Below are 25,305 nucleotides of genomic sequence, written 5' to 3'. Positions count from 1 at the left end.
GGGGAAGGCCGCTCGCTCAGCCCGCGCCCGCTCCACAGGAGGGGCAGCCCGGGTCCTTGGGCAGTGACAAGGTGCGGAAGCGTAGGGCGAGCAGGTCGATCAGCACCAGCTTGCCCGCGCTGTCGTCGCCGAACGGCGCCAACTGGCGGATTACCTCGAGCGCGGCGAGACTGCCGATCACGCCCGTCACGGGGCCGAGCACGCCTTCCTCGGCGCAGGTGAGGCCGTCGCGCTGCGGCGCGGCGCCGACGAAGCAGCGGTAGCAGGGCCGGTCGGGCTCCCAGCCGCGAAACACGCCGATCTGTCCCTCGAACCGGCCGACCGCGGCGGAGATCAGCGGTACGCGCAGCGCCAGCGCCGCGTCGGCGACGGCGAGCCGAGTCTCGAAATTGTCGCTGCCGTCGATCACCGCGTCGGCGCCATCGATCAGCGTCGCGGCGTTGGCGACGTCGATGCGCGACACCAGCGGCCGCACGGTCACGTGCGGGTTGAGCCGTGCTACGGCGGCGGCCGCCGCCGCCGCCTTGGCCTGCCCCAGATCGGCGGTGGTGTAGAGCGTCTGGCGCTGGAGGTTGCTGGCGTCGACATGGTCGTCGTCGACGACGTCGAGCCCCCCCACACCCGCGGCGCCGAGATAGTGAAGCACCGGCGAGCCGATCCCGCCGGCGCCGATGACGACCACGCGCGCGCGCCGCAGCCGCAGCTGCCCGGCGCCGCCGATCTCGGGCAACACGATGTGGCGCGCGTAGCGCGCGAGTTCGTCGGCGCTGAGCATCAGGGCCACTCGAAGGTGATCGAACTGCGGTACCAGCCGGCGGCGGGCACGTCGGCGACGTTGCCGCGCATCGCCCGCAGCGTCAGCCCGGAGGCATATTGCTCCACCGTCGGGCAATCGATCGCGCGCGGCACGATCCGGCGGACCTGGCCCTCGGCCCCGAGGAAGACGACGAGATCGACCGTGATCCGCCTGGTGTCAGGCGTCGCGCAGCGCCCCGCGCGCACCTCGTCGTGGACGAAGGCGGTGACCTGCTCGCCCGGCTCCCAGCGGCGCAGCAAGGGGACCTGCTGAAGCGCGCTCCAGTCGGTCGGCGGCGCCAGCGGGGATCCCTGGAGCAGCAGCGCGAGCGCGACGATCACCGGTTGGTCACCCTGCGCCGCGGCAGCGCCACGATCGAGCAGCCGCTCGGCCGGACGAGCTCGCGAGCGCGGCGCTGGCACGAGTCGCCATCGATCATCGACAAGTCCGTCCGGTCTCCCTTCACTCGCTCGCGGGCGACCGCGTGGCGGCGCTACCGTAACCGGTCGAGCCGAACCCGCCAAGGCCGCGACCCGTTTCGGACGAGAAGGCTTCCACCACGTGCAGCGCCGGCCGAAGGATCGGCACGAAGACGAGCTGCGCGACCCGGTCACCCGGCTCGATCACCATCGGCGCGGAGCCCGGCGGCGTGCGCAGCCAGGCGCTGATGTAGATCTGGTCGGTGTAATCGGCATCGATCAACCCGACCGACTGCCCGAGGATCAGGCCTCTCTTATGGCCCAGGCCGGAACGGGCGAGCAACACGGCTGCCATGTAGGGGTCGTTCATCAGCAGCGCGATGCCCGAGGGGATCAGCACCGCTGGCGCCTGCGGCTGGAGCGTCAGCGGCGCATCGATGCAGGCGTGCAGGTCGATCCCCGCCGCCATCTCCGTCTGATAGCGCGGCAGCCCCCAGTCGTGCAGCCGCTCGTCGATGACGCGCAGCTCCACCACGCGCGCCGCATCCCGTTCCGCCATCGGCCCCGTCATCCTTCGTCTGTCGCACCAAGCCTTAGCGCGTCGGCCGCGGTGCTGCCACCGCGGCGGTGACGGGAAGCGGAGCCGCGCGGTGAAGCGCGGCCCCGAGCCGGTCAGAAGCGGACGTGGCCGCCGACGATGAAGCGGCGCCCATAATCGAACACGTCGAGCAGCTGGTTGCTGAAGCGGCCGTGCGTGCTCTGCTGGTTGTTGTTCAGGTTCTCCGCCGCGGCAAAGATGCTGAAGTTCTTGTTGATGTCATAGCTCGTCGAGAGATCCAGCTGGAGGCTCGAGTTGACGAAGGTCGGCTCGGCACCGAACTGGCTGGTATTCTGGTTCTGTCCGAATTGCAGCAGATACTCGTCGCGCCAGTTGAGCGCGGCGCGGAACTGGAAGCCGTTCTTGTCATAGAAGCCGACGAAATTGGCCGAGTTCGCCAGCCCCGTCACCGCGAAGCCAGTCTGCGAGATATCGGTCGGGTCGTAGGGCTTGTTGGTGTCGACCAGCGTGGCGTTGGCCTGGAAGCCGAAGCCGGTGTCGCCGAACACCTGCTGCCATGCCAGCTCGACGCCGCGCACGGTCGCGTCGGGGCCGTTGACCTGCTGCGAGACGGCGAAGTTCGCAGCGTTGCCGGTGGTCGGGTCGACCACGCCGTTGATCGCCTGACGCGTCACGCCCTGCACGATGAAGTTGCTGACGTTCTTCAGGAAGAAGTCGACCGACAGGTAGGAGTTGCGCTTGTAATACCATTCCGCGGCGACGTCGAAATTGTCAGCGAGATAGGGTTGCAGCGCTGGGTTGCCGCCGCTCGCGGTCAGCGCGCCGACGCGCTGACCGCTGCCGACCGCGAGCACGGGGTTGAGCGTGGCTAAGCCCGGTCGGGTCAGCGTGCGCGACGCGTCGAAGCGCAGCTGCAACTCGGGCGTGACCTCGAGCCGCAGGTCGACGGTCGGCAGCAGGTACGAGTAGTTGCTCTTCGCCCTGATCGGCGAGACCTCGCCGAACGCCACGCTGAGCAGCGTCGGGTCCGCGGTGCTCGTCGAGATCGAGACGGGCAGGCGACCCTGGCCGGTCGAGGTGAGATGCGTGTTCTCGTTGCGCACGCCGGCCGCGAAGTGGAACGGCATCCCCGCGATATCGGCGGTGTAGGCGACGTTGAGGTAGAGCGACCAGGTCTTCTCGTTGATGTTCTGGAGGCTGTTGGGATCGACCAGCTGATCGAAGCTGCCGGTGAAGCCGTTCAGCCCGTCCGTGCTGTTGGTCGGGTAGTTGAAGCCCGGGATGTTCTGCGCCTGCGGGTTGCCGAGCCCGCTGAGGAACTGCTGGTAGGCGACCGGGCTGAACACGATCAGCGACGGCGGCAGCGAGCCCTTGAAGCCCGGGATGAAGTTGCGCCCGAGCGAGACGCTACCCTGGTAGAGCGATGCCGGCAGCGGCGCGATCCCGCTGCCCTGGCCCGAGGGCGTGCCATAGCCCGCATAGGCCTGCCAGAAGTTGTTGGTGAAGGTGCTCTTGTTCGACAGGCGGAACTGATCGTCGACATACTGGCCGCCGGCGCGGATGGTCAGGTCGTCCTGCTTCCACGTCGCGGTGAAGCGCGCCTGCTTGAGCTCGTCGGTGTTCTGCTGCGTCTGGTTCACCGTGACGTGCGAGCCGATCAGCGTGGGATCGGCGAAGGCCGCGGCGTTGCCGTTCGGCCCGACGACGGTGAGCGACGGGAAGCTGTTGGTGCTCTTGCCGTTGATCTGGAGCCCGGTGTTGTTGGCGAGATTGCCGCCGTAGCCGATGTCGCCGTTCTGGCTGCCGATCGTGTCGTCGTCGGGGTTGAGCCAGCTCTTCGCGTAGGAGAGATCACCCTCCAGCGTGAAATTCTCGCTGACGTCCCATTTGACGTTGCCGCCGATCTGGTTGGTACGCAGGACCTGCGTGTTGAGCGCGGCCGTGAAGTCGGTCGGCGAACCCGCCTGGGTGAAGTCGATCGCGGTGCCGTTGTCGTCGAGCTCGACGTTGCGCAGCGCACCCTGGTTGAACCAGACGCCCAGCGCCGACGAGCGCGTGACGATCTCCTGGCGCGAGAAATTGTCGTCGAGGGTGACCATCACGTCCTCGGACGGATGCCATTGCAGCGCGAGGCGGGCGTCGACGCGCTCGTCCTTGGTGTTCTGCTGGTCGATCACATATTGCTGCGGGAACCAGCCCACCACGGTCTGGCGCTGCGCCGCGGCGGCGGTGGTGTCGGCGGTGGGATTGCAGCTCGCCGCGGTGCTGCCCTGCAGCTGGCATGGCGCGTAGAAGCCGCCGGCCCAGCCCGAGACCGAGACTCGGTTGGTCTTGGTGTCGCGCCGCGTGTAGATCACGTCGGCCAGCACGCCCAGCGTGTCGCCGGCGAAGGTGTTGCTGACGAGCACGCCCGCGGTCGGGACGATCTTCCCCGAACGGTCCTGGATCGATCCCGCGGCGCTCGCCGCGACGCGCAGGCCGGGATGATCGAACGGCTTGGGAAACTGGATGTCGACGGTGGCGCCGATCGAGCTCGACGCCAGCGTGACGTCGGGGGTCTTCAGCACGCTGAGCTGGCCGATGAAGTCCGAGCCGACGGTCGAGAAGTCGATCTGGCGGTTGCCGGTGCCGGTCGAGATGCGGCGGCCGTCGTACAGCGTAGTATTGAAGTCGCCGCCGAAGCCGCGGACGGTGATGCCCGTCGCCTCGCCGCGCGTGCCCGAGCGCTGGATCGACACGCCGGGCAGGCGCTGGAGCGACGCCGCCACGTTGGTGTCAGGAAATTTGCCGATGTCCTCGGCCGAGATCGCGTCGACCACGCCGGTGGCGGTGCGCTTGATATCGAGGTTGCGCTGGAGCGAGCCGCGCAGGCCGGTGACGATGATGTCGCGTGTCGTGTCGCCGTCCAGCCCGGCCTGGTTTCCAGCGGTGTTGGCGCCGTTGGTGTCGGGCGCGGTGGCTTCGTCCTGCGGGCGGCCCGCCTCGCTGGCGCTGGTGGTGTTGGCGGTGGAGGGAACCGCCGGCTGCACGCCCGCGGAGGGCTGCGCCTGGCTGTTCTGCACGCTGCCGGGATCGGCCTGTTGCGCCATCGCGGGCGCCGGCGCGATCAGCGCGGCGGTGAGCGCGGCGCCGCTGCAAGCGGCGATCAGGGTGCGACGGGTGGTGGCGCGTCCGCCGCGACCGACAGGACGTACGCTCTCAGGCTCTCTCATGGCCCCTCTCCTCCTCTGTACCGGCGGCACCGGCGTGATCGATCATCGCGTGCGCCCGACTCGACCGGCCCGGCTGTCACCTCGATGTAGCGCTAACATATAAGCCCGATCCGATCTGGCAAGTGATCATATAGGATCAGTTTAGCGCTAACGACTTGACGCTGATCGTGTGCCCGCTGATCCTTCGCGCGAACCGAGGCGAGCGCCCGGCGAGGAGGAGGGGACATGGCGGTCTGGCAGCTGTTGGCGAGCGAGCGACACGCCGCGCTCGCGATGCGCCGCGCCAGCGCCGCGGGACGTCATTTCGTCCAAGTCGTGCCGAGCGAGTTCGCCAAGATCGCGACGCGCTGCCCGATCGTGCTCACCAAACATCCCGAGACGGGCCGCTTCTACGCCGGCGCGCTGCTCGGCCTGGTGCCGGGCGAGACCCTCGTCGCCGACGCCGACGGCGCGATCGACGGCCTCATGCCGCTCGATCTCGAACGCGAAGGCTTCTTCGTCGTCGAGCAGGACATCGCGATCGACCTCGACCATGCCCGCTTCGCCGCGGAGGAGGGAGAGCTGGCGCTGTTCGACGCGGAGCAGAAGCCCTCCGCGCACCTCCGCCGCGTCCAGCGCGCGCTCGGGCTGCTCCACGCCGGACTGGCCGAGAGCGAGGCGCTGTTGGCGGCGTTGCTCGGCGCGCGGCTGATCGAGCCGATCGACGTCTCGCTCTCGTTCGATGACGGCGAGCGGCTGCGCCTCGATGGCCTGTACACGGTCAGCCGCGACGCGCTGGCGGAGCTCGACGACGCGACGGCGCTGAGCCTGTTCCGCGCCGGCCATCTCCACCACGTTTACACGCTGGTCAACTCGCTCGCGCAGATCGCTCTGCTCGCGCACCGGCGCAACGAGCGGCTGGCGGGCGCGTGAGCGCTACCGCCGCGAACTACACGCCCGCCGAGGTCGGCGCGCCAGACCGCTTCGGTGAGCTTGTCGCGGCGTGCGAGCCGTTCGTCGTGCGCGGGCTATGCGCCGATTGGCCGGTTACACGGGCGGCGAGCCGGTCGCCGGCGGCGCTGCTCGACTATGTGGTCGCGCTGGACGCCGGCAAGTCGGCGGAGGCTTTTGTCGGCGCACCCGCGATCAGCGGTCGCTATTACTATGAGGACGCGCTCGACGGCTTCAACTTCGAGCGAGAGACGATTGGCGTGGGCGCGGCGCTGCGGCGCGTGATCGACACAGCGGGCGTCGACGACGCGGCGACGCTCTATCTCGGGTCGCTCCCGACCGCCGCCTATCTGCCGGGGTTCGCGGAGGACAATGCGATGCCGCTGCTTCCCGCCACGGCGCGTCCCCGCATCTGGCTCGGCCACGCCTCCACGGTGGCATGCCACCACGATAATTCGGACAATCTCGCCTGCGTCGTCGCCGGCCGGCGACGCTTCACGCTGTTCGCGCCCGAGACGATCGCCGACCTCTACGTCGGCCCGATCGACCATAACATGGCGGGGCAGCCGGTCGGGCTCGCCGTCGGCGCGGCGCCGGGCGACCCGCGCTACCCGCGCTTCGCCGCCGCGCGGACGCGTGCGATCACGGTCGAGCTCGAACTTGGCGACGCGCTCTATCTGCCCAAGCTGTGGTGGCATCAGGTCGAGGCGCTCAGCCCGGTCAACGTGCTGGTGAACTATTGGTGGGACGCGGTCGGCGCCGGCCCCGATGCGCCTTACACCGCGATGCTGCTCGCGGTCGCGGCGATCGCGGAGCGGCCCGAGCGCGAGCGCGCGGCATGGCGCGCCTTCTTCGACCATTACGTGTTTCGCCCCGACGGTCACCCGCTCGCGCATCTGCCCGAGGCGCAGCACGGGCTGCTGGCGCGCGGGCAGGGCGGGCGTATCCGCGCTACGGTGATGCGGCTGTTGCGCGGTTGAGCGGGGGAGGGCGTGATGACACGGCGGGACGGGGTGACGCGGCGCGACGCCCTCGGCGCGGCGGCGGGATCGGCGGCGCTCGCGGCGCTCCCCGTGCGCGGCGAGGAAGGGTCGGCCGACCGGCAGCGGCTCTGGTATCGCCAGCCGGCGACCGTGTGGACCGAGGCGCTGCCGGTCGGCAACGGCCGGCTCGGCGCGATGGTGTTCGGCGGCACCGCGCGCGAGCGGATCCAGCTCAACGAGAGCAGCCTGTGGGGCGGGGGGCCGTATGATCCGGTCAATCCGGCGGCGCGTGCGGCGCTGCCCGAGGTGCGCCGGCTGATCGCCGCTGGGCGCTACGCCGAGGCGCAGGCGCTCGCCAACGCCAAGGTCATGGCGCAGCCGCTCAGTCAGATGTCGTACCAGCCGATCGGCGACCTGATCCTGGAGCTGCCCGGCCTCGGCGCGACGAGCGACTATCACCGCGAGCTCGACCTCGACGCGGCGCTCGCGACCACCACCTTCACCGCGGGCGGGGTGCGACACCGCCGACGCGTGCTGGCCTCGCCGGTGGATCAGGTCATCGCGGTCGAGCTCAGCGTCGACAGCCCCGGCGCGATCGACCTCGACGTCGCGCTCACCACGCCACAGCGCGGCGCGGCGACTGCCACCGGTCATATGCTCGCGCTCGATGGCCGTGCGCCCGACGAGCACGGCGTCGCGGGTGCCACACGGTTGGCGGCGCGCGTACGGGTATCGGCGCATGGTGGCTCCGTGAGCGCGGGCGACGCGCGTCTGACGGTGCGCGGGGCCGCCGCGGTGACCATCCTGGTCGCGATGGCGACGAGTTACCGCCGCTTCGACGATGTCGGCGGCGACGCCGGTGCGATCGCCGCGGCGCAGCTCGAGCGCGCGGCGACGAAGCCGTTCGCCCAAATCGCTGACGACGCCGCGCGCGAGAACCGCCGGCTGTTCCGCCGCGTCACCCTCGACCTCGGCCGCACCGCCGCGGCCGAGCGGCCGACCGACGAGCGCGTGCGCGCCAGCCAGCAGGGCGACGACCCCGCGTTGGCGCAGCTCTACTTCGACTATGGCCGCTATCTGCTGATCTGCTCGTCGCGGCCCGGGGGCCAGCCCGCCAATCTTCAGGGGCTATGGAACGAGAGCGTCAAGCCGCCGTGGGGCTCGAAGTACACGATCAACATCAACACCGAGATGAACTATTGGCCGGCCGAGGCGACCGCGTTGCCCGAGTGCACCGCACCGCTGGTGCAGATGGTGCGCGAGCTGGCGGTGACGGGCGAGCGTACCGCGCGCGCGATGTACGGCGCGCGCGGCTGGGTGGCGCACCACAACACCGATGGCTGGCGCGCGACCGCGCCGATCGACGGTGCGCAATATGGCCTGTGGCCGACCGGCGGCGCTTGGCTCTGCACGCATCTGTGGGACCGCTACGACTACGGCCGCGACCTCGACTATCTGCGCTCGGTGTACCCGCTGATTCGCGGCGCGGCGTTGTTCTTCCTCGACACGCTCCAGGTCGACGCGGCGAGCGGGCGACTGGTGACCAGCCCGTCGCTCTCGCCGGAGAACGTCCATCCCCGCGGCGCCGCGATCTGCGCCGGCCCGGCGATGGACCAGCAGATCCTGCGCGACCTGTTCGATCAGACCGCGCGCGCCGCGGCGCTGCTCGGCACCGACGCCGCCTTCGCGAACGAGCTCGCCGCGGCGCGCGCTCGGCTCGCTCCGGACAAGATCGGCGCGCAGGGCCAATTGCAGGAGTGGCAGGAGGACTGGGACGCCGCCGCGCCCGAGCCGCACCATCGCCACGTCTCGCACCTGTACGGCCTGTTCCCGAGCACGCAGATCGACGTCGAGCGCACCCCCGCGCTTGCTGCCGCGGCGCGGCGCTCGCTCGAGCTGCGTGGCGATGAGTCGACCGGCTGGGCGACCGCGTGGCGCGCCAATCTGTGGGCGCGGCTGCGCGACGGCGAGCATGCGCACCGCATCCTCGCCTATCTGCTCGGCCCCGAGCGGACCTACCCCAATCTGTTCGACTCGCACCCGCCGTTCCAGATCGACGGCAATTTCGGCGGCGCGCGCGCGATCGCCGAGATGCTGATGCAGAGCCGCGGCGACGAGCTCCTGCTGCTGCCGGCGCTGCCGCGCGCCTGGCCGAGCGGCGGGGTGCGCGGCCTGCGCGCGCGCGGCGCGCGGCGGGTCGACCTGACCTGGCGCGCGGGGATCGTCGAGCGTGTGGTGGTCAGCGCCGACCTGGCGGGGTCGGTGACGGTGCGTGCCGGTACGAGGCGCGTCACCGCGCGACTAAGCGCGGGCGACGTGCTGCGGCTGCGCGGGCCGGAGTTGCGGCGCGGCTGACCCGTACCTTCGTCTCCGGGTTGTGGCGAACGCTGCCACTGCGCCCAGCCGTCATCCCGGACTAGGTCCGGGATCTACCGTGCGAGCGCCCCCTACGGTCGCGCTAGCGGGTGAGTGGCCCCCGGAACGAGTCCGGGGTGACGAGGAGCGAGTTGCTCGATCCTATCGGGCCACGTTGCCGCAGCCGCGCCCGTGCAGCCCCGTCACGGCGCCTCGACGAACGGCCCGATCACGGTGCCGACGAAGCCGCCCGCGCGCTGCGTGCTGAGGAAGGTCGTGTCGAGCCGGTCGGTCAGCGTTCGTCGCGCACCGCGGGTCGCATAGTCGAACGCCATCGTCCCGCCGTCGGCGCGGATCGTCAGCGTCACCCCGCTGCCCGGGTCAACCGGCGCCGAGGCGACCAGCGTGTCGCTGTCCGCCAGGTCGCGCTTGTACAGCGCCACCATCGTCTTGCCGCCGAGGCGCGTGACCGCGAACTTGAGCAACGAGCGGTCGTTCTGCACCGCCGCCAGCCCGGCGCGTACGCCGTCGCGCTCGGGGGCGAAACGCAGCACCGTCGACACCGTGGCGACATGGTGCTGCTGGCGCCGACCGAGGAAGGCGGGCGTGCCGCTCAGGTCGCCGAAGCGCGCGGCGGCGCTCAGCTCGAGAGCACCCCCGTCGAGCCGGTAGAAAGGCTGGCGCGGCGTGCGGATGCCGATCCACTGCAGGCCGAGCGTGGCGCCGTCGAACTCGTCGACATAGCCGAAGTCGCCGCTCGTCGGCAGCGTCGGAGCGGGACTGGCGGGAAGCCGGGGCCGCGCGGCGGTGAAGGGGATCGCGCGGCCGCGCTCCAGTATGTGCGGCCAGCCGCCGCGCCACGTCACCGGCAGCAGGAAGGTCTCGCGACCGATGTTGTAATGACCGTCGGCATGGGGGCGCGTCGCCAGGAAGGTCGCCCACCAGTCGCCGTTCTGCGTCTTCACCAGCTTGGCGTGCCCCGCCGAGGTGACCGGGTGCGCCCGGTGCGCCGGCAGATCGCGCTGGGTCAGGATCGGGTTGCCGGCATAGGGTATGAACGGTCCGCGCAGCGCGCGCGAGCGGAACACCATCTGCGAGTGGTTGTCGCCGGTGCCGCCCTCCGCCGCGGTAAGATAATAGAAGCCGTCTTTCCTGAGCAGGTGCGGCCCCTCGATCCATACCGGCTTGGTCGCGAGGTCGACGCCGCCGTTGACGAGCTGCGTGCTCTCCCCGACCATCTTGCCCGCGCGCCAGTCATATTCCTGCACCCACAGCGCGCGATGGCCGTCGTAGCGCGGCGGCTCGTTGGGCGCGCGATTGTTGACGATGTAGGCGCGGTCACCCTCCCAGAAGATCGACGGGTCGATGCCCTCGAACGGCAGCCAGATCGGCTTGGACCAGGGGCCGGCCGGATCGCGCGCGGTGATGACGAAGTTGCCGCCGCAGGAGACGCAGGTGTTGGCGATGTAGAAGACGCCGGCGTGGTAGGAGATGTCCGGCGCGAACACAGCCTCCGAGACGCGCCGACCGGTAAAGTCGAGCTGGTCCGGCCGGTCGATCGCATTGCCGATCTGGGTCCAATCGACCAGGTTCTTCGAGTGGAACACGGGCAGGCCGGGAAAGTGCGCGAACGACGAGTTGACGAGGTAGTAATCGTCCCCGACGCGCGTGACCGACGGGTCCGGGTAATAGCCGCTCAATATGGGGTTGCGATACTGGCCGGCGGACAGCGGCGCCTGCTCCTGCGTGCGTCCCTGGTAGGTGAAGCGCTCGAACCGCGCGACCTGCGCTGAGGCGGCAGCACCGATGACCGCCAGCAGCGTGGCCGCACCTGTGCCCAGCCGCCCGATGACTCGCCGCATCTCGCCTCTCCCTATCGTTACGTTGCATCGTACGAGTTACCGCTACCATGGCAAGCCGCGCATGTTTTTCCGGTGGCTAGAGCAGATGCGGCGCGCCGCTTCTGATCGCCAAGACCTCCATGGCTTGCACCGCTCCCGGAATGCTGTAGAACATATCTGATAGGATTCGTCGGGCCGAGTAGAGCATCGCGAACCGGGTGAGGAGAGGGGCGATGAGACTAGCTCGTGCCACCATGATCGCGTGCGTCGTCGCCGCCACGCCGGCGCTCGCGCAGACGACACCGCCGGCACCTTCGGCGGCGATCGCCGAAGATTTCAAACCGTCATCGCTCAACCAGCCCGGCCAGGCCTATCCGCAGGTCAACTCGCAAGGCTACGTCCGCTTCCGCGTCACCGCGCCCGACGCGAAGGCGGTGCGGGTCAGCCTCGGTCTGGGCGGGCGCGGCGGCACCGTCCTGACGAAGGCGGCGGACGGCAGCTGGACCGGCACGTCGGAGGGGCCGCTCGACGAGGGCTTCCATTATTATCACCTCACCGTCGACGGCGGCACCTTCAACGATCCGGGCACGCTCAATTTTTACGGCTCGACGCGGTGGGAGAGCGGGATCGAGATCCCCGCGCGCGACGCCGATTTCTACGCGGTGAAGGACGTGCCGCACGGCCGCGTCGAGCAGATCCTGTTCGCCTCGCCGAGCACGCGCACGCACCGCCGCGCCTTCGTCTACACGCCGCCTGGCTATGACGCCGCGGATGACAAGCGCTACCCGGTGCTGTACCTCCAGCACGGCTGGGGCGAGGACGAGACCGCCTGGTCCAACCAGGGCCATGCCAATCTCATCATGGACAATCTGATCGCCGCCAGGAAGGCGAGGCCGTTCATCATCGTCATGACCTACGGCATGACCAACGACGTCCGACCCGGCAGCCCGGGCGGTCTCGCCAGCTTCGACATCACGCCGTTCCGCACCGTGCTCATTGACGAGTTGATCCCCTATGTCGACCGCCACTATCGCACCCAGGCCGATGCGCCGCATCGCGCGATGGCGGGGCTTTCGATGGGCGGGTTCGAGACCAAGCTGATCGCGCCCAAGAACCTCGACACGTTCGGCGCGATCGGGCTGCTGAGCGGCGGTACCATCGCGCCCGAGGACGTCGCCGCCGCGCCGGGCTATAAGGACAAGGTCCGCCTCACCTTCGTCAGCTACGGCAGCCGCGAGCTCGAGGGCGGGCGCACCCGCGGCGGTCCGGGACGACCGAGCACCGACCCGCGCGCCAACGCCGAGGCACTGAAGCGGGCGGGGCTCAACAGCGTCTTCTACGTGTCACCCGATACCGGTCACGAGTTCCTGTCGTGGCGGCGCAGCCTGTATCAAATGGCGCCATTGCTGTTTCGCGACCGGTAGCGGCAGCCGCGATCTTACATATTGATTCTTAAGCCGTAATCATCTGGGGCGCAGAGTTGGTGGCAGCGAAAACACCGAATAGTCACAGGTAGTTTTTATTCACAAGAGAGTGTTGACACCGACGAAGGCATGATTACGCTTCAATGGTAACGTTACCGTTCGCCGTTCGCTGCCGAATCGATCCGCTGATCGGAGAGGTATGTTCGCCAGCGATGGTAGAACGTGTGAGAGGAGGAGGGTGACGCACCATCGTCGCGGCGATGGGGAAAGCTTTCGTTGCGAAGTGCTGGGTGAGCGCCGGAGCGGGGGTCGATGAAGACTGCCGGGAGAGCACTTCCCGCGAGCACCCGAACTCTACCACGACGTTGCGGATGAGTGCGGCTCATGGCGGAGCCGGCTGCCGCACACTGCTGCCGATCAGAGATCAACGACACAAACTCTTGGAGGAGGGGACGATGATGAGAGCCACCACGAGCGCACGCCGCGCCGGAATGCGGGCTGGCGTGGCCTTCGCCGCGCTGGTCACCGCGATCGCGCTGCCCGCGGTCGCCGCGGCGCAGTCGACGCCGGCCGGGCAGGAAGCAGGCGCCGCGACGACGCCGTCCGAGGTGCCGCCACAGCTCGATACCACCGCAGGTTCCACCGCCCAGTCGGACCAGGACAGCGTGGGCGCGCGCGATGCCGCCGCGCAGGACATCATCGTCACCGGATCACGCATCACCACGGGAGGCTTCACCGCACCGACGCCGACGACGGTGATCGATTCCGGCGCGATCGCGGCCAACGCGCAGCCCAACGTCTTCACCACGATCGCGCAGCTGCCGTCGCTTCAGGGCTCGAGCGGCACCAGCGTCAACACCTTCAGCACCTCGAGCGGCGCACAGGGGCTGAGCTCCTTCTCGCTGCGCGGCGTGGGCGCGATCCGCACGCTGACGCTGATCGATGGCCAGCGCGTCGTCGGCGCCAACGTCACCGGCGTGCCCGACGTCAGCCAATTCCCGCAGCTGCTGATCAAGCGGGTCGATGTGGTCAACGGCGGCGCCTCCGCGTCCTATGGTTCGGACGCGGTCGGTGGCGTGGTCAACTTCATCACCGACACGCGCTTCAAGGGCGTGAAGGGCAACGTCCAGGGCGGCATCACCGATTATGGCGACAACGAGCAGGTGCTCGTCCAGCTCGCCGCCGGCACCAGCCTGCTCGACGACCGGCTCCACATCGTCGGCAGCACCGAATATGCGCGCGACGAGGGCGTCGGCGGCGGCGAGTTCGGCATCGGGCTCGCCGGCGGTCGCGACTGGTTCAAGCAGACGACGCTGGTCAACCGCAACGTCACCAACGACGGCTCGCCGCAGTACGTGTTGCGCGACTATGCCCAGTCGATCACCTTCGCCAAATACGGCCTGATCACCGCTGGGCCGCTGCAGGGTATCGCCTTCGACCAGTCGGGCAGCCCGTTCCAATTCCAGTACGGGTCGAACGGCGTGCCGTCGCGGACGTCGTCGGGGGCGGTGATCGGCTGTTTCGCCGGGTTCTGCCAGGGCGGGGATCTCTCCGGCAACGTCGACGCCGGACGCTCGCTGCTGTCGGGGCTGGAGCGTATCAACAGCTACGGTCGAATCGGCTTCGACTTCGCGCCCAACAGCGAGATCTACGTCACCTCGAACATCGCGCAGGTTAAGACCAACAACCAGCCTGTCGGCGGGCAGAACCGCCCGGCGCTGACGATCCAGTGCGCCAATCCCTATGTCCCCGCGCAGGTCAAGGCGGCCTGCGCCACGGCGGGGATCACGCAATTCCAGTTCGGCACCAGCAACGCCGCGCTGGGCAACACCCAGGTCCATACCGATCGGCGCCAGTATCGCTTCGTGGTCGGCGCCAAAGGACGCCAGCCGGTGTTCGGATCGGACTGGAGCTACGATATCTACGTCGAGCACGGCACCAACCGTACCAAGATCGACGTCGACAACATCCTGCTGACCAACCGCTTCAACAACGCGATCAACGCCACGACGCTCGACGGCGCGATCGTCTGCGCCAATCCGGTCGCGCGCGCCGCGGGTTGCCAGCCGCTCAACGTCTTCGGCGGCAACCCGTCGCAGCAGGCGCTCGACTATGTCATGCCCGCCAATGGCCCGCGGCAGCGCACGCGCCAGACGCAGGACGTCGCCAGCCTCAACTTCTCGGGCTCGCCGTTCAGCTCCTGGGCCGGGCCGGTGTCGCTCGCGTTCGGCGGCGAGTTCCGGCACGAGTTCTACAAGGTCACCGCCGACCCTTATGGCGCGGGTATCGAGAACCAGCCGTACGACTCGATCTATCCGTTCGATCCGGTCCAGCTGCCCGGGGGCAACAACTGGTATGCCGGCAACTACAAGAACGGCACCGGCGCCTATAGCGTGAAGGAGGCGTTCGTCGAGGTCGACGTGCCGCTGCTCAACGGCGACTCGGTCGGTCGTGCCAGCGTCAACGGCGCGGCGCGCGTCACCGACTACAGCACCTCGGGTACGGTCTGGGCGTGGAAGGTCGGCGGTACCTGGGACCTGCCGATCGACGGCTTCCGCCTGCGCGGCGTGACCTCGCGCGACGTGCGCGCGCCCAACCTGTCCGAGCTGTTCGCCGCGCCGGTGACGACGACACAGCCGAACTTCTTTGACCCGTTCCGCAACGTCAACGTGCTCGCGATCCAGAACACGATCGGAAACCCGAACCTGACGCCGGAGATCGCCCGCAACACCACCGCGGGCATCTCCTTCTCGGGATCGAGCTGGGCGCCGGGGCTGAGCCTGTCGTTCGACTGGTACAAGCTCAGGATCACCGACGTGATCTCGAGCCTCGGCGCGGGTGACATCGTCAACCTGTGCTTCCGCAATGTCCTCCCCGAGACGTGCAGCGCGTTCAACCTGAACAACCAGGCCGGCCCCAATTTCATCAACGTCCAGGCATTCAACCTGGCGTCGATCGACACGTCGGGCTTCGACATCGAGGCGAGCTACCGCTGGCAGCGGCCGCTGGGGCTGCCGGGCCGGTTCACCGTGCGCGCGCTGGCGACGCATATCAGCAAGTTCGTCACCGACACCGGTCTTACCGGCACGATCCCCAACGATACGGCGGGCGTGAACACCGGCAACACGCCCGACTGGAAGTGGCTGGCGGTGCAGACCTACGAGACCGACGACTTCTCGCTGCTGGTGCAGGAGCGCTGGTTCAGCGACGGTGTGCTGGGCCACCAATATATCGAATGCGCCCCGGGCACCTGCCCGGAGTCGACGCCGCAGCGCCCGACGATCGACCAGAACTTCATGCCGGGCGCGTTCTACATGGACATCGGCGGGACCTATAACATCACCGAGGCGGTCACGGCCTATGCCAAGGTCGACAACCTCTTCAATCGCGATCCCGCCAAGTCGCCCTTCTTCGTCAACCCGGCGCTGTACGACGTGCTGGGACGGACCTATCGTCTGGGGGTGCGCTTCAGCTTATGATGGTGGCGTCGACCCGTGCGTCATCCAGACGCACGGGCATCTGCGACATTCTCCGCCACCCCCGGAGTAGTGGGCATTCGCGCCTTCTCCGTCATCCCGGAGGTATTCGGGCCTTCGCCTATTCACCGTCATCCCGGACTTGGTCGGGGATCCGCCGTGCCGCAAACCGACGGCGCGTTGTTCTCGCGGAGGCGTGGTTCCCGGAACAAGTCCGGGATGACGGAAGAGGGGAAGCGTTGCGGGAAGTCCGCCAAGGTCTCACAACCTCCAGGACCGTTGGTCTGCAGCTTTCTATCGACCAGGAGAGCGCGGCACGCTCGATCCACAGCGAACGCCCGCACGCTCGATCATAAGGTCGCGCGGATACAGCTGCCCAAGCACAGCATCTTACGTTGATCGTATAAACCCTATATGATCGGGTCCATACCTCCCATGGACCGGCGAACTCACTTGCGGCACCTTGACACGACCAGCACCGCCCCGACCCACGCGCGCGCGGCGCGCCCTGCGCCTGGGCCGACGATGGTGGAGCGCGCGTACGACCATCTGCTCGACATGCTGATGAGCCTCAAGATCGCGCCGGGCGAGCGGATCGCGATCGACACCGTCGCGCGCCAGCTCGGCATCTCGCAGACGCCGGTGCGCGAGGCGATGAGCCAGCTCGAGGCCGAGAAGCTGGTCTACAAGATGCCGAACGTCGGCTACCGCGCCAGCCCGCAGATGACGCGGCACGAGGTGCGCGATCTCTACACGCTGCGCCAGCTGATCGAGCCCTATGCCGCCGCGCGAGCCGCCGAGGCGATGACCGACGAGGCCATCGCGACCTTGCGCGCGATCGACCGCGACATGTCGGGCGTCGCGGACGGGGACGCGCGCGCTTACTCGCGCTTCGCTGAGGCCGATGCCGCGCTTCACCGGCTGATCGCGACCGCCAGCGGAAACCGCCTGATCGCGGACACGATCGAGCGGCTCCACGCGCATCTCCATATCTTCCGCGCGCTCTATGCCACCAACGCGCCGCACGAGGCCGCGCGCGAGCATCGCGCCATCATCGACGCGTTGGTAGCGCACGATCCCGCTGCGGCCGAGCAGGCGGTACGCCATCATCTCTTATGCTCGCAGCAGCGGATGGACGACGTGCTTGCGGAAGGTACGCCAAGCACCTGAGAACATTCGACTGGCGCGACGTTCCGGCGCTTGACAGTCCAGCCCCCCCTACTTAGTCAGATCATATAGGATATGACATGGAGGGGAGTGCGATGCGGCGGTTTCGCCCAGGTCGCTCGCGGGCGATGGCTCGCGTCGGCGTCGCGGTAGCTGCGCTGTGTCTCGGCGGCGGGGCCGCGGCGGAGACGGTGGTGCTCGACCATGTCACGCTGTTCGACGGCACCGGTAGCGCGCCGCGCCCCGACCAGGCCTTGGTCATGACCGACGGGCGCATCACCTGGGTTGGTGCCTCGGCGGCGCGACCGAAGCGGAGCGACGCCACGGTCGAAGATCTTCGCGGCAAGTTCCTCATGCCGGGCCTGATCGACAGTCACGTCCACCTCGGGCTGGTCGACGGCGTCGACCAGAGCTTCCCCAAATATTATGATCGCGCCAACGTCGAGGCACAGCTCAAGCTGTACGCGGCCTATGGCGTCACCTCGGTCTACACGCTCGGCACCGACGGCGACCTGATCCACCAGGTGATCGCCGATCAGCGCCGCGCCGGGCGGATCGACGTGGCGCGCGCCTACACCGCCGGACGCGGGGTGGTGTACAAGGGCAGCTACGGCGGCGTGCCGGGGCTGGAGCAATCGGTGGCGACGCCGGCCGAGGCGACCGCGATGGTCCAGCGCGAGACCGCCAAGGGCGACGATTTCGTCAAATTGTGGATGGACGACGAGTTCGGCACCGTCGCCAAGCGCATGCCCTATGAGGTGAGCAAAGCGGTGATCGACGCCGCCCACGCCGCGAACAAGAAGGCGGCGGCGCACATCTTCTACTACGACAACGCCGCGGAGCTGACGCGCGAGGGCGTCGACGTCTTCATGCACCAGGTGCGCGACCGGGTCGCCGACCCGGCGCTGACAGCCGCGATGAAGCGGCGCGGCACGTGGCAGCTCGCCTCGACGCTCAGCCGCGAAGCGAGCTTCACCTACACGCTGCTGCCCTTCGTCGACGAGCCCTTCTTCTCGCGCGGAGTCGCGCCCGCGACGATCGCCACGCTGAAGAGCCAGGAGCGCCAGCAGAAGCTCGCCGCGTCACCGCTCTTCCCCAAATATCCGCCCGTGCTGCGCAACGCGATGGCCAGCCTCGCCGCCGAGGCGATGGCGGGGGTGCGCTACGGCATGGGGACGGACAGCGGGCCGACCGCTCGCTTCCCCGGCTATTTCGCGCACTGGGAGCTGGAGCTGATGGTCAAGGCGGGGCTTACCCCGCTCCAGGCGCTCACCGCCGCGACCGGCACCAACGCCAGCTTCCTGCGCGAGAACGAGAGCGGGGTGCTGAAGCCGGGCAAATGGGCCGACCTGCTCGTGCTCGATCGCGACCCGACGCTCGACATCCGCAACACGCGCGCGATCAACGCGGTCTATGTCGCCGGGCGCAAGGTGCCGACGATCTGGCAGACCTGCGTCGGCCGCGCCGCCGACGCGTGCGGCACGGCCAAGCCGTGATCCCCGCGAGCACGCTGGCGGAGCCGGTACCGGCAGCGGGCGAGGGAGCGCTGCGCCCGACGCGGGTGCGTCACGCGGTGCTGTGGCTCACCGTGCTGGCCTATCTGATCACCTATATGGACCGCGTGGTGATCGCGACCGCGGCGCCGTCGATCCAGAAGGAATATGGCTTCTCGCTCGTCACGATGGGCTGGATCTTCGCCGCCTTCCAGTTCGCCTATGCGCTGTTCCAGATCCCCGGGGGCTGGCTCGGCGACCGCTTCGGGCCACGCCGCGCGCTGACCGGCGTGGTGGTGTGGTGGTCGACCTTCACCGCGGCGACCGCGCTGACCTGGTCGGCTGGATCGATGATGGTGTGTCGCTTCCTGTTCGGCATGGGCGAGGCGGGGGCGTTTCCGATCGCGACGCGCTCGCTGTCGCGCTGGATGCTGCCCGCCGAGCGCGGCTGGGCGCAGGGGCTCACCCACGCCGGCGCCCGGCTCGGCGGCGCGGTGACCCCGGTGTTCGTGGCGCTGCTGATCGTCGACTTCGGCTGGCGCATGCCGTTCCTGCTCTTCGCCGGCGTCGGTCTCGTCTGGGCGTTCTGCTGGTTCGTCTATTATCGCGACACGCCGCGCGAGCATCGCGGCGTGAACGCGACCGAGCGCGCGATGATCGAGGAGGCGCTCGGCACAGGGCCGGCGCGCGCCAAGGTGCCGTGGCGCCGGCTGCTGCGCCAGCCGCAGCTGTGGACGCTGTCGGCGATGTATTTCTGCTACGCCTATTGCATCAACATCTTCCTGACCTGGTTCCCGAAGTATCTCCACGATGCCCGCGGCTACGATCTCGCGGTCATGGGGCTGTTCGCCAGCCTGCCGCTGATGGCGGGGGTGGTGGGCGATCTCGCCGGCGGGTGGACCTCGGATTTGCTGGTCAAGCGCGGTGCCGGGTTGAAGATGGCGCGGCGCGTCGTCGCGGTGGTCGGCTTCGTCACCGCCGCGGTGATGATGCCGCTCGCCGCCGCGATCGACGCGCCCGTCGCCAGCATCATCTGTTTCTGCGTCGCGGTGTTCGGGCTCGAGCTGACCGTCGGCGTTTCCTGGGCGGTGACGCTCGACATCGGCGGCGAGTTCGCGGGCTCGGTCTCGGCGGTGATGAACACGCTGGGCAATCTCGGCGCGGCGATCGCCGCCGCGGTGACGGGCTATATCGTCACGGTCAGCGGCTGGTTTCCCGCCTTCATGGTGCTCGCGGTGCTCTGCGCGATCGCCGCTCTTCTCTTCCTGCGGATCGACGCGTCGCGGCGGCTCGCCACCGCCGACGCGGTCGCCGCGGCATGACCCCTGGAGACACTTCGATGACGTCCGACCCGACCGCGCCCGCCCTGTTCGGCGCGGCGCGCCTGCCGCGTTCCATCCTGTTCGGGCGCGGGCAGCGTGCCGCGCTCGGCTCGGCCACAGCGCGGCTCGGCAAGCGCGCGCTGCTCTGCACCGACGAGCGCCAGGCCGCGCAACCTGAGTTCGCCGCGATGCTCGCCGACCTCGCCGCGCACGGGGTGGAGACGCGCGTGTTCGACGGCACCGTGCCCGACCTGCCGCTGCGCTCGATCGACGCCTGCGTCGCCGCGGCGAGCGGCTACGACGCGGACGTGGTGATCGGCGTCGGCGGGGGCAGCTCGCTCGACCTTGCCAAGGTGGCGGCGGTGCTGCTCGCCCATGGCGGGAGCGTGCGCGATTACTACGGCGAGTTCGCGGTGCCCGGCCCGGTGATGCCGCTGGTCGCCGTCCCGACCACCTCGGGCACCGGCTCGGAGGCGACCCCCGTCGCCGTCGTCGCCGACGAGGAGCGCGGCGCCAAGGTCGGCATCGCCAGCCCGCACCTGATCGCGCAGGTGGCGATCTGCGACCCCGAGCTGACCGTCACCTGTCCGCCCGCGCTCACCGCTTTCTCCGGCGCCGACGCACTGACCCATGCGGTGGAAGCCTATACGACGCTGGCGCGCCCGATCGACGCGATGCTGACCGAGCAGCACGTCTTCGTCGGCAAGAACGTGCTCTCCGACCATTTCGCCAAGCTGGCGGTGACCAACGTGTTCCGCTACCTCGAGCGCGCCGTGGTGAACGGCAGCGACATCGAGGCACGCGAGGGCGTGATGCTCGCGTCACTCGCGGCGGGCTGCGCCTTCGGCACCGCGGGCACCGCGGCGGCGCACGCGCTGCAATATCCCGTCGGCAACCTCACGCACACCGCGCACGGGCAGGGCGTGGCGACGCTGCTGCCCTATGTCATGCAGTTCAACCGCCCCGCCTGCGCCGACGGCTTCGCCGAGCTCGCCGAGCTGGTCGGGATCGCGGGCGCGACGCCGCCCGAGCGCGCGCAGGCGTTCATCGACGCGGTCGACGCCTTGTTCCAGCGGATCGCCATCCCGCGCTCGCTCGCCGACCTCGGGCTGCGCGCCGACCAACAGGACCATGTCGCGGAATATTCGCTCAACGCGGCGCGGCTGATCAAGAATAACCCGCGGCCGCTCGATCTGGCAGCGATGCAGACCATCACGCGCGCCGCCTTCGCGGGCGACCGCGCCACGCTCCTCCACGCCTGATGCACGGGACGCCTCCGATGACCAGCTACACCCCGCCGGGCGACGGCCCGTTCGCCATTCCCACCGGCCTGCTGATCGGCGAGCGCTGGACCGCCGCCGCGAGCGGCGCGACCATCGCGGTCGACGATCCCGCCACCGGCGCGACGCTCACCGAGGTCGCCGACGCCGCGGTGGCGGAGGGGATCGCCGCGGTCGACGCCGCCGCCGCCGCCGCGGCGGAATGGGCCGCGACCGCGCCGCGCAAGCGCGCCGACGTGCTGCTCGCCTGTTTCCATGCGATGATGGCGCAGCAGGAATGGTTGGCGCAGCTGATCTCGCTCGAGAACGGCAAGGCGCTGCCCGACGCGCGCGGCGAGGTGGCCTATGCCGCCGAGTTCTTCCGCTGGTACGCCGAGGAAGCGGTGCGCATCCCCGGCGAGCTGGCGACGTCGCCCGCGGGCGGCAACCGCATCATGGTGCAGTACCAGCCGATCGGCATCGCGCTGCTGATCACGCCGTGGAACTTCCCCGCGGCGATGGCGACGCGCAAGATCGCGCCGGCGCTCGCGGCAGGCTGCACCTGCATCCTCAAGCCCGCGTCGGAAACCCCGCTGACCGCCTTGGCGGTGGCCGAGATCATGCGCCGCGCCGGCGTACCCGCGGGGGTGGTCAACGTCGTCACCACCAGCCAGCCTGGCCCAGTGTGCAGCGCGATCCTGCACGATCCGCGCGTGCGCAAGCTCTCCTTCACCGGCTCGACCCAGGTCGGTCGCGTGCTGCTGCGCGAGGCGGCGGACCAGGTGATCAGCGCGTCGATGGAGCTCGGCGGCAACGCCCCCTTCGTGGTGTTCGACGACGCCGACCTCGACGCCGCGATCGAGGGCGCAATGGTCGCCAAGATGCGCAACGCCGGCGAAGCCTGCACCGCCGCCAACCGGCTGTACGTCCAGCGCGGCATCCACGACGCTTTCGTGGCCAGATTGGTCGAGCGCATGGGCGCGCTGAAGGTCGGCGCCGGCACCGATCCCGCCACCCAGTGCGGCCCGATGATCAACCGCAAGGCGGTCGACAAGATCGAGCGGCTCGTCGTCGACGCGGTGGGCAAGGGCGCGCGCGTCGAGCTGGGTGGCGAGACCCCGGCGGGCGACGGCTATTTCTACCCGCCCTCGGTGATCGCGGACGTGAAGCCCGGCTCCGAGATCCTGCGCGAAGAGGTGTTCGGCCCCGTCGCGGCGGTGACCGCGTTCGACACCGCCGACGAGGCAGTCGCGCTCGCCAACGACACCGAATATGGCCTTGCCGCCTATGTCTATTCGGGCGACCTCAAGCGCGCGCTGGCAGTGGCCGAGCGGATCGAGTGCGGCATGGTCGCGGTCAACCGCGGGCTGGTGTCGGACGCCGCCGCGCCGTTCGGCGGCATGAAGCAGAGCGGGCTGGGTCGCGAGGGGTCGCACCATGGCCTGCTCGAATATTGCGAGGCGAAGTACATCGCGGTGACGTGGTGAGCGCGCCCGGTCTCACCCGACGCCACCTGCTGGCGGGCACCGCCGCCTCGGCGTTGGTGCTCGCGATCGACCCGGCGGCGCTGGCGGCGCCGATGCAGGACGCGGACGCGCCGCCGCCCGACACCGAGTGGCGCAGCTACGCCGCGGACAAGGCCAACACGCGCTACTCGCCGCTCGACCAGATCAACGCCGACAATTTCAACGACCTCGAGATCGCCTGGAGCGTCAAGACCGACGTGTTCGGCGCGCGCAAGGAATATCAGTTCGAGCCCACCCCGCTGCTGGTGAAGGGCCGGCTGTTCCTCCCCGCCGGCTCGCGCCGCGATTGCGTCGCGCTCGACGCGGCGACGGGCGAGCTGCTGTGGATGCACCGGGTGGACGAGGGCCAGCGCGCGCTCAACTCGCCGCGCCAGCTCTCCGGCCATGGCGTGTCCTATTGGACCGACGGCACGATGGAGCGGATCCTCTATGTCACGATCGGCTATCAGCTGGTCTCGCTCGACGCCAACACGGGCATCCCCGATCCCAATTTCGGCACCAACGGCATCGTCGATCTCAAGAAGGACTTCGACCAGGAGCTCGACGTCGACACCGCCGACGTCGGCCTTCACGCCACGCCGATGGTGGCGCGCGACACGGTGGTGGTCGGCGCGGCGCACACCGCGGGCGACGTGCCGGCGGTGCGCAAGAACGTGAAGGGCTATATCCGCGGCTTCGACGTGCGCACGGGCAAGCGCAAGTGGATCTTCCACACCATCCCGCGCGAGGGCGAGTTCGGCTACGACACCTGGCTCAACGGTGACGCCGACGAGGCCGGCAACGCCGGGGCCTGGGCCGAGATGTCCGCGGACGAGGAGCTCGGGCTCGTGTACGTCCCGGTCGAGCTGCCGACCGGCGACGAGATGGGCATGTTCCGCCGTGGAAACGCGTTGTTCGGCGAGTCGCTGGTGGCGCTCGACCTTGAGACCGGGCAGCGCCGCTGGCATTATCAGATGGTGCATCACGGGCTGTGGGATCGCGACATTCCGTGTGCACCGATCCTGTGCGACATCCCGGTGAACGGGCGCACCGTCAAGGCGCTCGCGCAGCCGACCAAGCAGGCCTTCCTGTACGTGCTCGACCGCGAGACGGGGAAGCCGATCTGGCCGATCGTCGAACGCAAGGTCGAGCGCGGCGACGTGCCCGGCGAATGGTACAGCCCGACTCAGCCGGTCCCGTCCAAACCGCCCGCCTATGACGTGCAGGGCGTCACCGAGGACGACCTCATCGACTTCACCCCGGCGCTCCGGACCAAGGCGGTGGAGTTCGTGAAGTCGTACAAGATCGGCCCGCTCTTCACCCCGCCGACGGTGAGCAAGCCGGGCCGCTGGGGTACGATCTCGGCGCCGGGTGTCCAGGGCGGGACCAATTGGCCGGGCGGCTGCTACGACCCCGAGACGCACATGGTCTACGTCTATTCGAAGACGCAGCCCTCGCTGATGGGGATCGTGCCCAACGCCGACCCCGAGGTGTCCGAGTTCCCGCAGGTGCATGGCGTGGCCGGCCGCGAGGCGCGCGCGATGCCGGCGATGGGCTCGACCAGGCCGAGGATGCCCAATATGGAGGCGCCGCCCGCGGGCGCCCCGGCGGGTGGCAAGCCCGCCGGTGCCTCCAAGGGACCTCCGCCGGGTTTCCTCGCCGTCGACGGCCTGCCGTTGCTCAAGCCGCCCTATGGACGGATCACCGCGATCGACCTGAGCAAGGGGGACCTCGCCTGGCAGGTCGCGCACGGCGAGACGCCTGACAATGTGCGCAACCATCCCGCGCTGAAGGGGCTAAAGATCCCGCGCACGGGCCGCGCCGGCAATCTCGGCCCGCTGGTGACCAAGACGCTGGTGATCTGCGGCGAGGCGGGCTTCTACACCAACGAGTACGGCATCCGCGGCGCGATGCTGCGCGCCTATGACAAGGCCACGGGCGAGGAGAAAGGCGCGGTGTACATGACCGCGCCGCAGAGCGGCTCGCCGATGACCTATCGTCTGAAGGGGCGGCAATATATCGTCGTCGCCACGGGCGGCGGCAACGCCAGCGCGGAGCTGGTCGCCTACCGACTGCCGGGAGTAGCGTGATGATGGAGCGAACGACGCGATATGGCCTCTGGGCGCTCGGCGCGGCGGCGCTGACGCTCGGCAGCGCGGTGGTGGTGCGGGCGCAGGGCGGGCAGCGCGATGTCTGGAACGGCGTCTACACCGCGGAGCAGGCCGCGCGAGGCAAGGTGGCCTATGCGGAGAATTGCGCCGCCTGCCACGGCGACACGCTCGCGGGGATCGACGTCGCGCCCGCGCTGGTCGGGGGCGGCTTCCTCAACAACTGGAACGGCACCTCGGCGGGCGACCTGTTCTCGCGGATCAAGACGACGATGCCGCTGAGCGCGCCCGGCAGCCTGCCCGGCAAGACCGTCGCCGACATCCAGGCCTATATCTTCGAGGTCAACGGTTTCCCCGCGGGCAAGCTGCCGCTGCCGCCGAGCCAGCCGATGGCGGCCGGGATCATGATCGCGCCGAAACCCGTGGGATAGGGCGCTAAATCCTCCCCGCGAGCGG

The 25,305-nt window shown here is 69.3% G+C and carries 17 protein-coding genes; 12 read left to right on the top strand and 5 right to left on the bottom strand.

The window, feature by feature from the left end:
• Positions 1-16: 16 nt before the first annotated feature.
• From KZ820_RS03915 to KZ820_RS03900, 4 genes are all read right to left on the bottom strand, one after another.
• Positions 17-778 carry a HesA/MoeB/ThiF family protein gene (locus KZ820_RS03915; RefSeq protein WP_219748090.1) on the bottom strand — a complete coding sequence of 254 codons (762 nt, stop codon included), beginning with the start codon at positions 776-778 and terminating at the stop codon, positions 17-19.
• Complete coding sequence (locus tag KZ820_RS03910) at positions 775-1,218, bottom strand: hypothetical protein (RefSeq protein WP_308462117.1); 444 nt, start codon at positions 1,216-1,218, stop codon at positions 775-777. The genes KZ820_RS03915 and KZ820_RS03910 overlap by 4 nt, the downstream gene beginning before the upstream one ends.
• A gap of 40 nt (positions 1,219-1,258) precedes the next feature.
• Positions 1,259-1,774, bottom strand: a complete 516-nt coding sequence (dut, locus tag KZ820_RS03905; RefSeq protein WP_219747335.1) for a dUTP diphosphatase — start codon at positions 1,772-1,774, stop codon at positions 1,259-1,261.
• A gap of 113 nt (positions 1,775-1,887) precedes the next feature.
• A complete protein-coding gene (locus KZ820_RS03900; RefSeq protein WP_219747334.1) occupies positions 1,888-4,986 on the bottom strand; it encodes a TonB-dependent receptor in 3,099 nt (1,032 codons plus the stop codon).
• 225 nt (positions 4,987-5,211) lie between these two features.
• On the opposite strand from KZ820_RS03900, the gene KZ820_RS03895 reads away from it, so the two are divergent.
• From KZ820_RS03895 to KZ820_RS03885, 3 genes are read left to right on the top strand one after another with little or no spacing between them, the layout of a single operon-like run.
• Positions 5,212-5,898: a SapC family protein gene (locus KZ820_RS03895; RefSeq protein ID WP_219747333.1), complete on the top strand. Its 687-nt coding sequence runs from the start codon at positions 5,212-5,214 to the stop codon at positions 5,896-5,898.
• Complete coding sequence (locus KZ820_RS03890; protein ID WP_219747332.1) at positions 5,895-6,896, top strand: cupin-like domain-containing protein; 1,002 nt, start codon at positions 5,895-5,897, stop codon at positions 6,894-6,896. The genes KZ820_RS03895 and KZ820_RS03890 overlap by 4 nt, the downstream gene beginning before the upstream one ends.
• 15 nt (positions 6,897-6,911) lie before the next feature.
• Positions 6,912-9,254 carry a glycoside hydrolase family 95 protein gene (locus tag KZ820_RS03885; RefSeq protein ID WP_219747331.1) on the top strand — a complete coding sequence of 781 codons (2,343 nt, stop codon included), beginning with the start codon at positions 6,912-6,914 and terminating at the stop codon, positions 9,252-9,254.
• 203 nt (positions 9,255-9,457) lie between these two features.
• On the opposite strand, the gene KZ820_RS03880 is transcribed toward KZ820_RS03885, so the two are convergent.
• On the bottom strand, positions 9,458-11,116 hold the full coding sequence (locus tag KZ820_RS03880; RefSeq protein ID WP_219747330.1) for a glycoside hydrolase family 43 protein: 1,659 nt from the start codon (positions 11,114-11,116) through the stop codon (positions 9,458-9,460).
• A gap of 212 nt (positions 11,117-11,328) precedes the next feature.
• Between KZ820_RS03880 and KZ820_RS03875 the strand changes: the two genes are divergently transcribed.
• From KZ820_RS03875 to KZ820_RS03835, 9 genes are all read left to right on the top strand, one after another.
• On the top strand, positions 11,329-12,519 hold the full coding sequence (locus KZ820_RS03875; protein ID WP_219747329.1) for an alpha/beta hydrolase-fold protein: 1,191 nt from the start codon (positions 11,329-11,331) through the stop codon (positions 12,517-12,519).
• Between the two features lie 458 nt (positions 12,520-12,977).
• Positions 12,978-15,998 (top strand): TonB-dependent receptor plug domain-containing protein, encoded by a 3,021-nt coding sequence (locus tag KZ820_RS03870; RefSeq protein WP_219748089.1) that lies wholly within the window; start codon positions 12,978-12,980, stop codon positions 15,996-15,998.
• Between the two features lie 450 nt (positions 15,999-16,448).
• A complete protein-coding gene (locus KZ820_RS03865; protein WP_258047722.1) occupies positions 16,449-17,165 on the top strand; it encodes a GntR family transcriptional regulator in 717 nt (238 codons plus the stop codon).
• 125 nt (positions 17,166-17,290) lie between these two features.
• Positions 17,291-18,658, top strand: coding sequence for an amidohydrolase family protein (locus KZ820_RS03860; RefSeq protein WP_219747327.1), 1,368 nt, complete (start codon positions 17,291-17,293; stop codon positions 18,656-18,658).
• Positions 18,655-19,977, top strand: a complete 1,323-nt coding sequence (locus KZ820_RS03855) for an MFS transporter (protein WP_219747326.1) — start codon at positions 18,655-18,657, stop codon at positions 19,975-19,977. The genes KZ820_RS03860 and KZ820_RS03855 overlap by 4 nt, the downstream gene beginning before the upstream one ends.
• 17 nt (positions 19,978-19,994) lie before the next feature.
• Positions 19,995-21,239 carry an iron-containing alcohol dehydrogenase gene (locus KZ820_RS03850; protein ID WP_219747325.1) on the top strand — a complete coding sequence of 415 codons (1,245 nt, stop codon included), beginning with the start codon at positions 19,995-19,997 and terminating at the stop codon, positions 21,237-21,239.
• Between the two features lie 17 nt (positions 21,240-21,256).
• A complete protein-coding gene (locus KZ820_RS03845) occupies positions 21,257-22,723 on the top strand; it encodes an NAD-dependent succinate-semialdehyde dehydrogenase (RefSeq protein ID WP_258047721.1) in 1,467 nt (488 codons plus the stop codon).
• Entirely contained in the window at positions 22,720-24,831 is a 2,112-nt protein-coding gene (locus tag KZ820_RS03840; protein ID WP_219747323.1) for an outer membrane protein assembly factor BamB family protein, read from the top strand. Before KZ820_RS03845 ends, KZ820_RS03840 begins: the two co-directional genes overlap by 4 nt.
• Positions 24,831-25,280, top strand: coding sequence for a c-type cytochrome (locus KZ820_RS03835; protein WP_258047720.1), 450 nt, complete (start codon positions 24,831-24,833; stop codon positions 25,278-25,280). The genes KZ820_RS03840 and KZ820_RS03835 overlap by 1 nt, the downstream gene beginning before the upstream one ends.
• Positions 25,281-25,305: the final 25 nt, after the last annotated feature.

The sequence above is a fragment of the Sphingomonas citri genome (assembly GCF_019429485.1).
Classification (GTDB): Bacteria; Pseudomonadota; Alphaproteobacteria; order Sphingomonadales; family Sphingomonadaceae; genus Sphingomonas; species Sphingomonas citri.
Note: the sequence above shows the minus strand (reverse complement) of the source record. Positions and strands in the feature narration are given on the sequence as shown.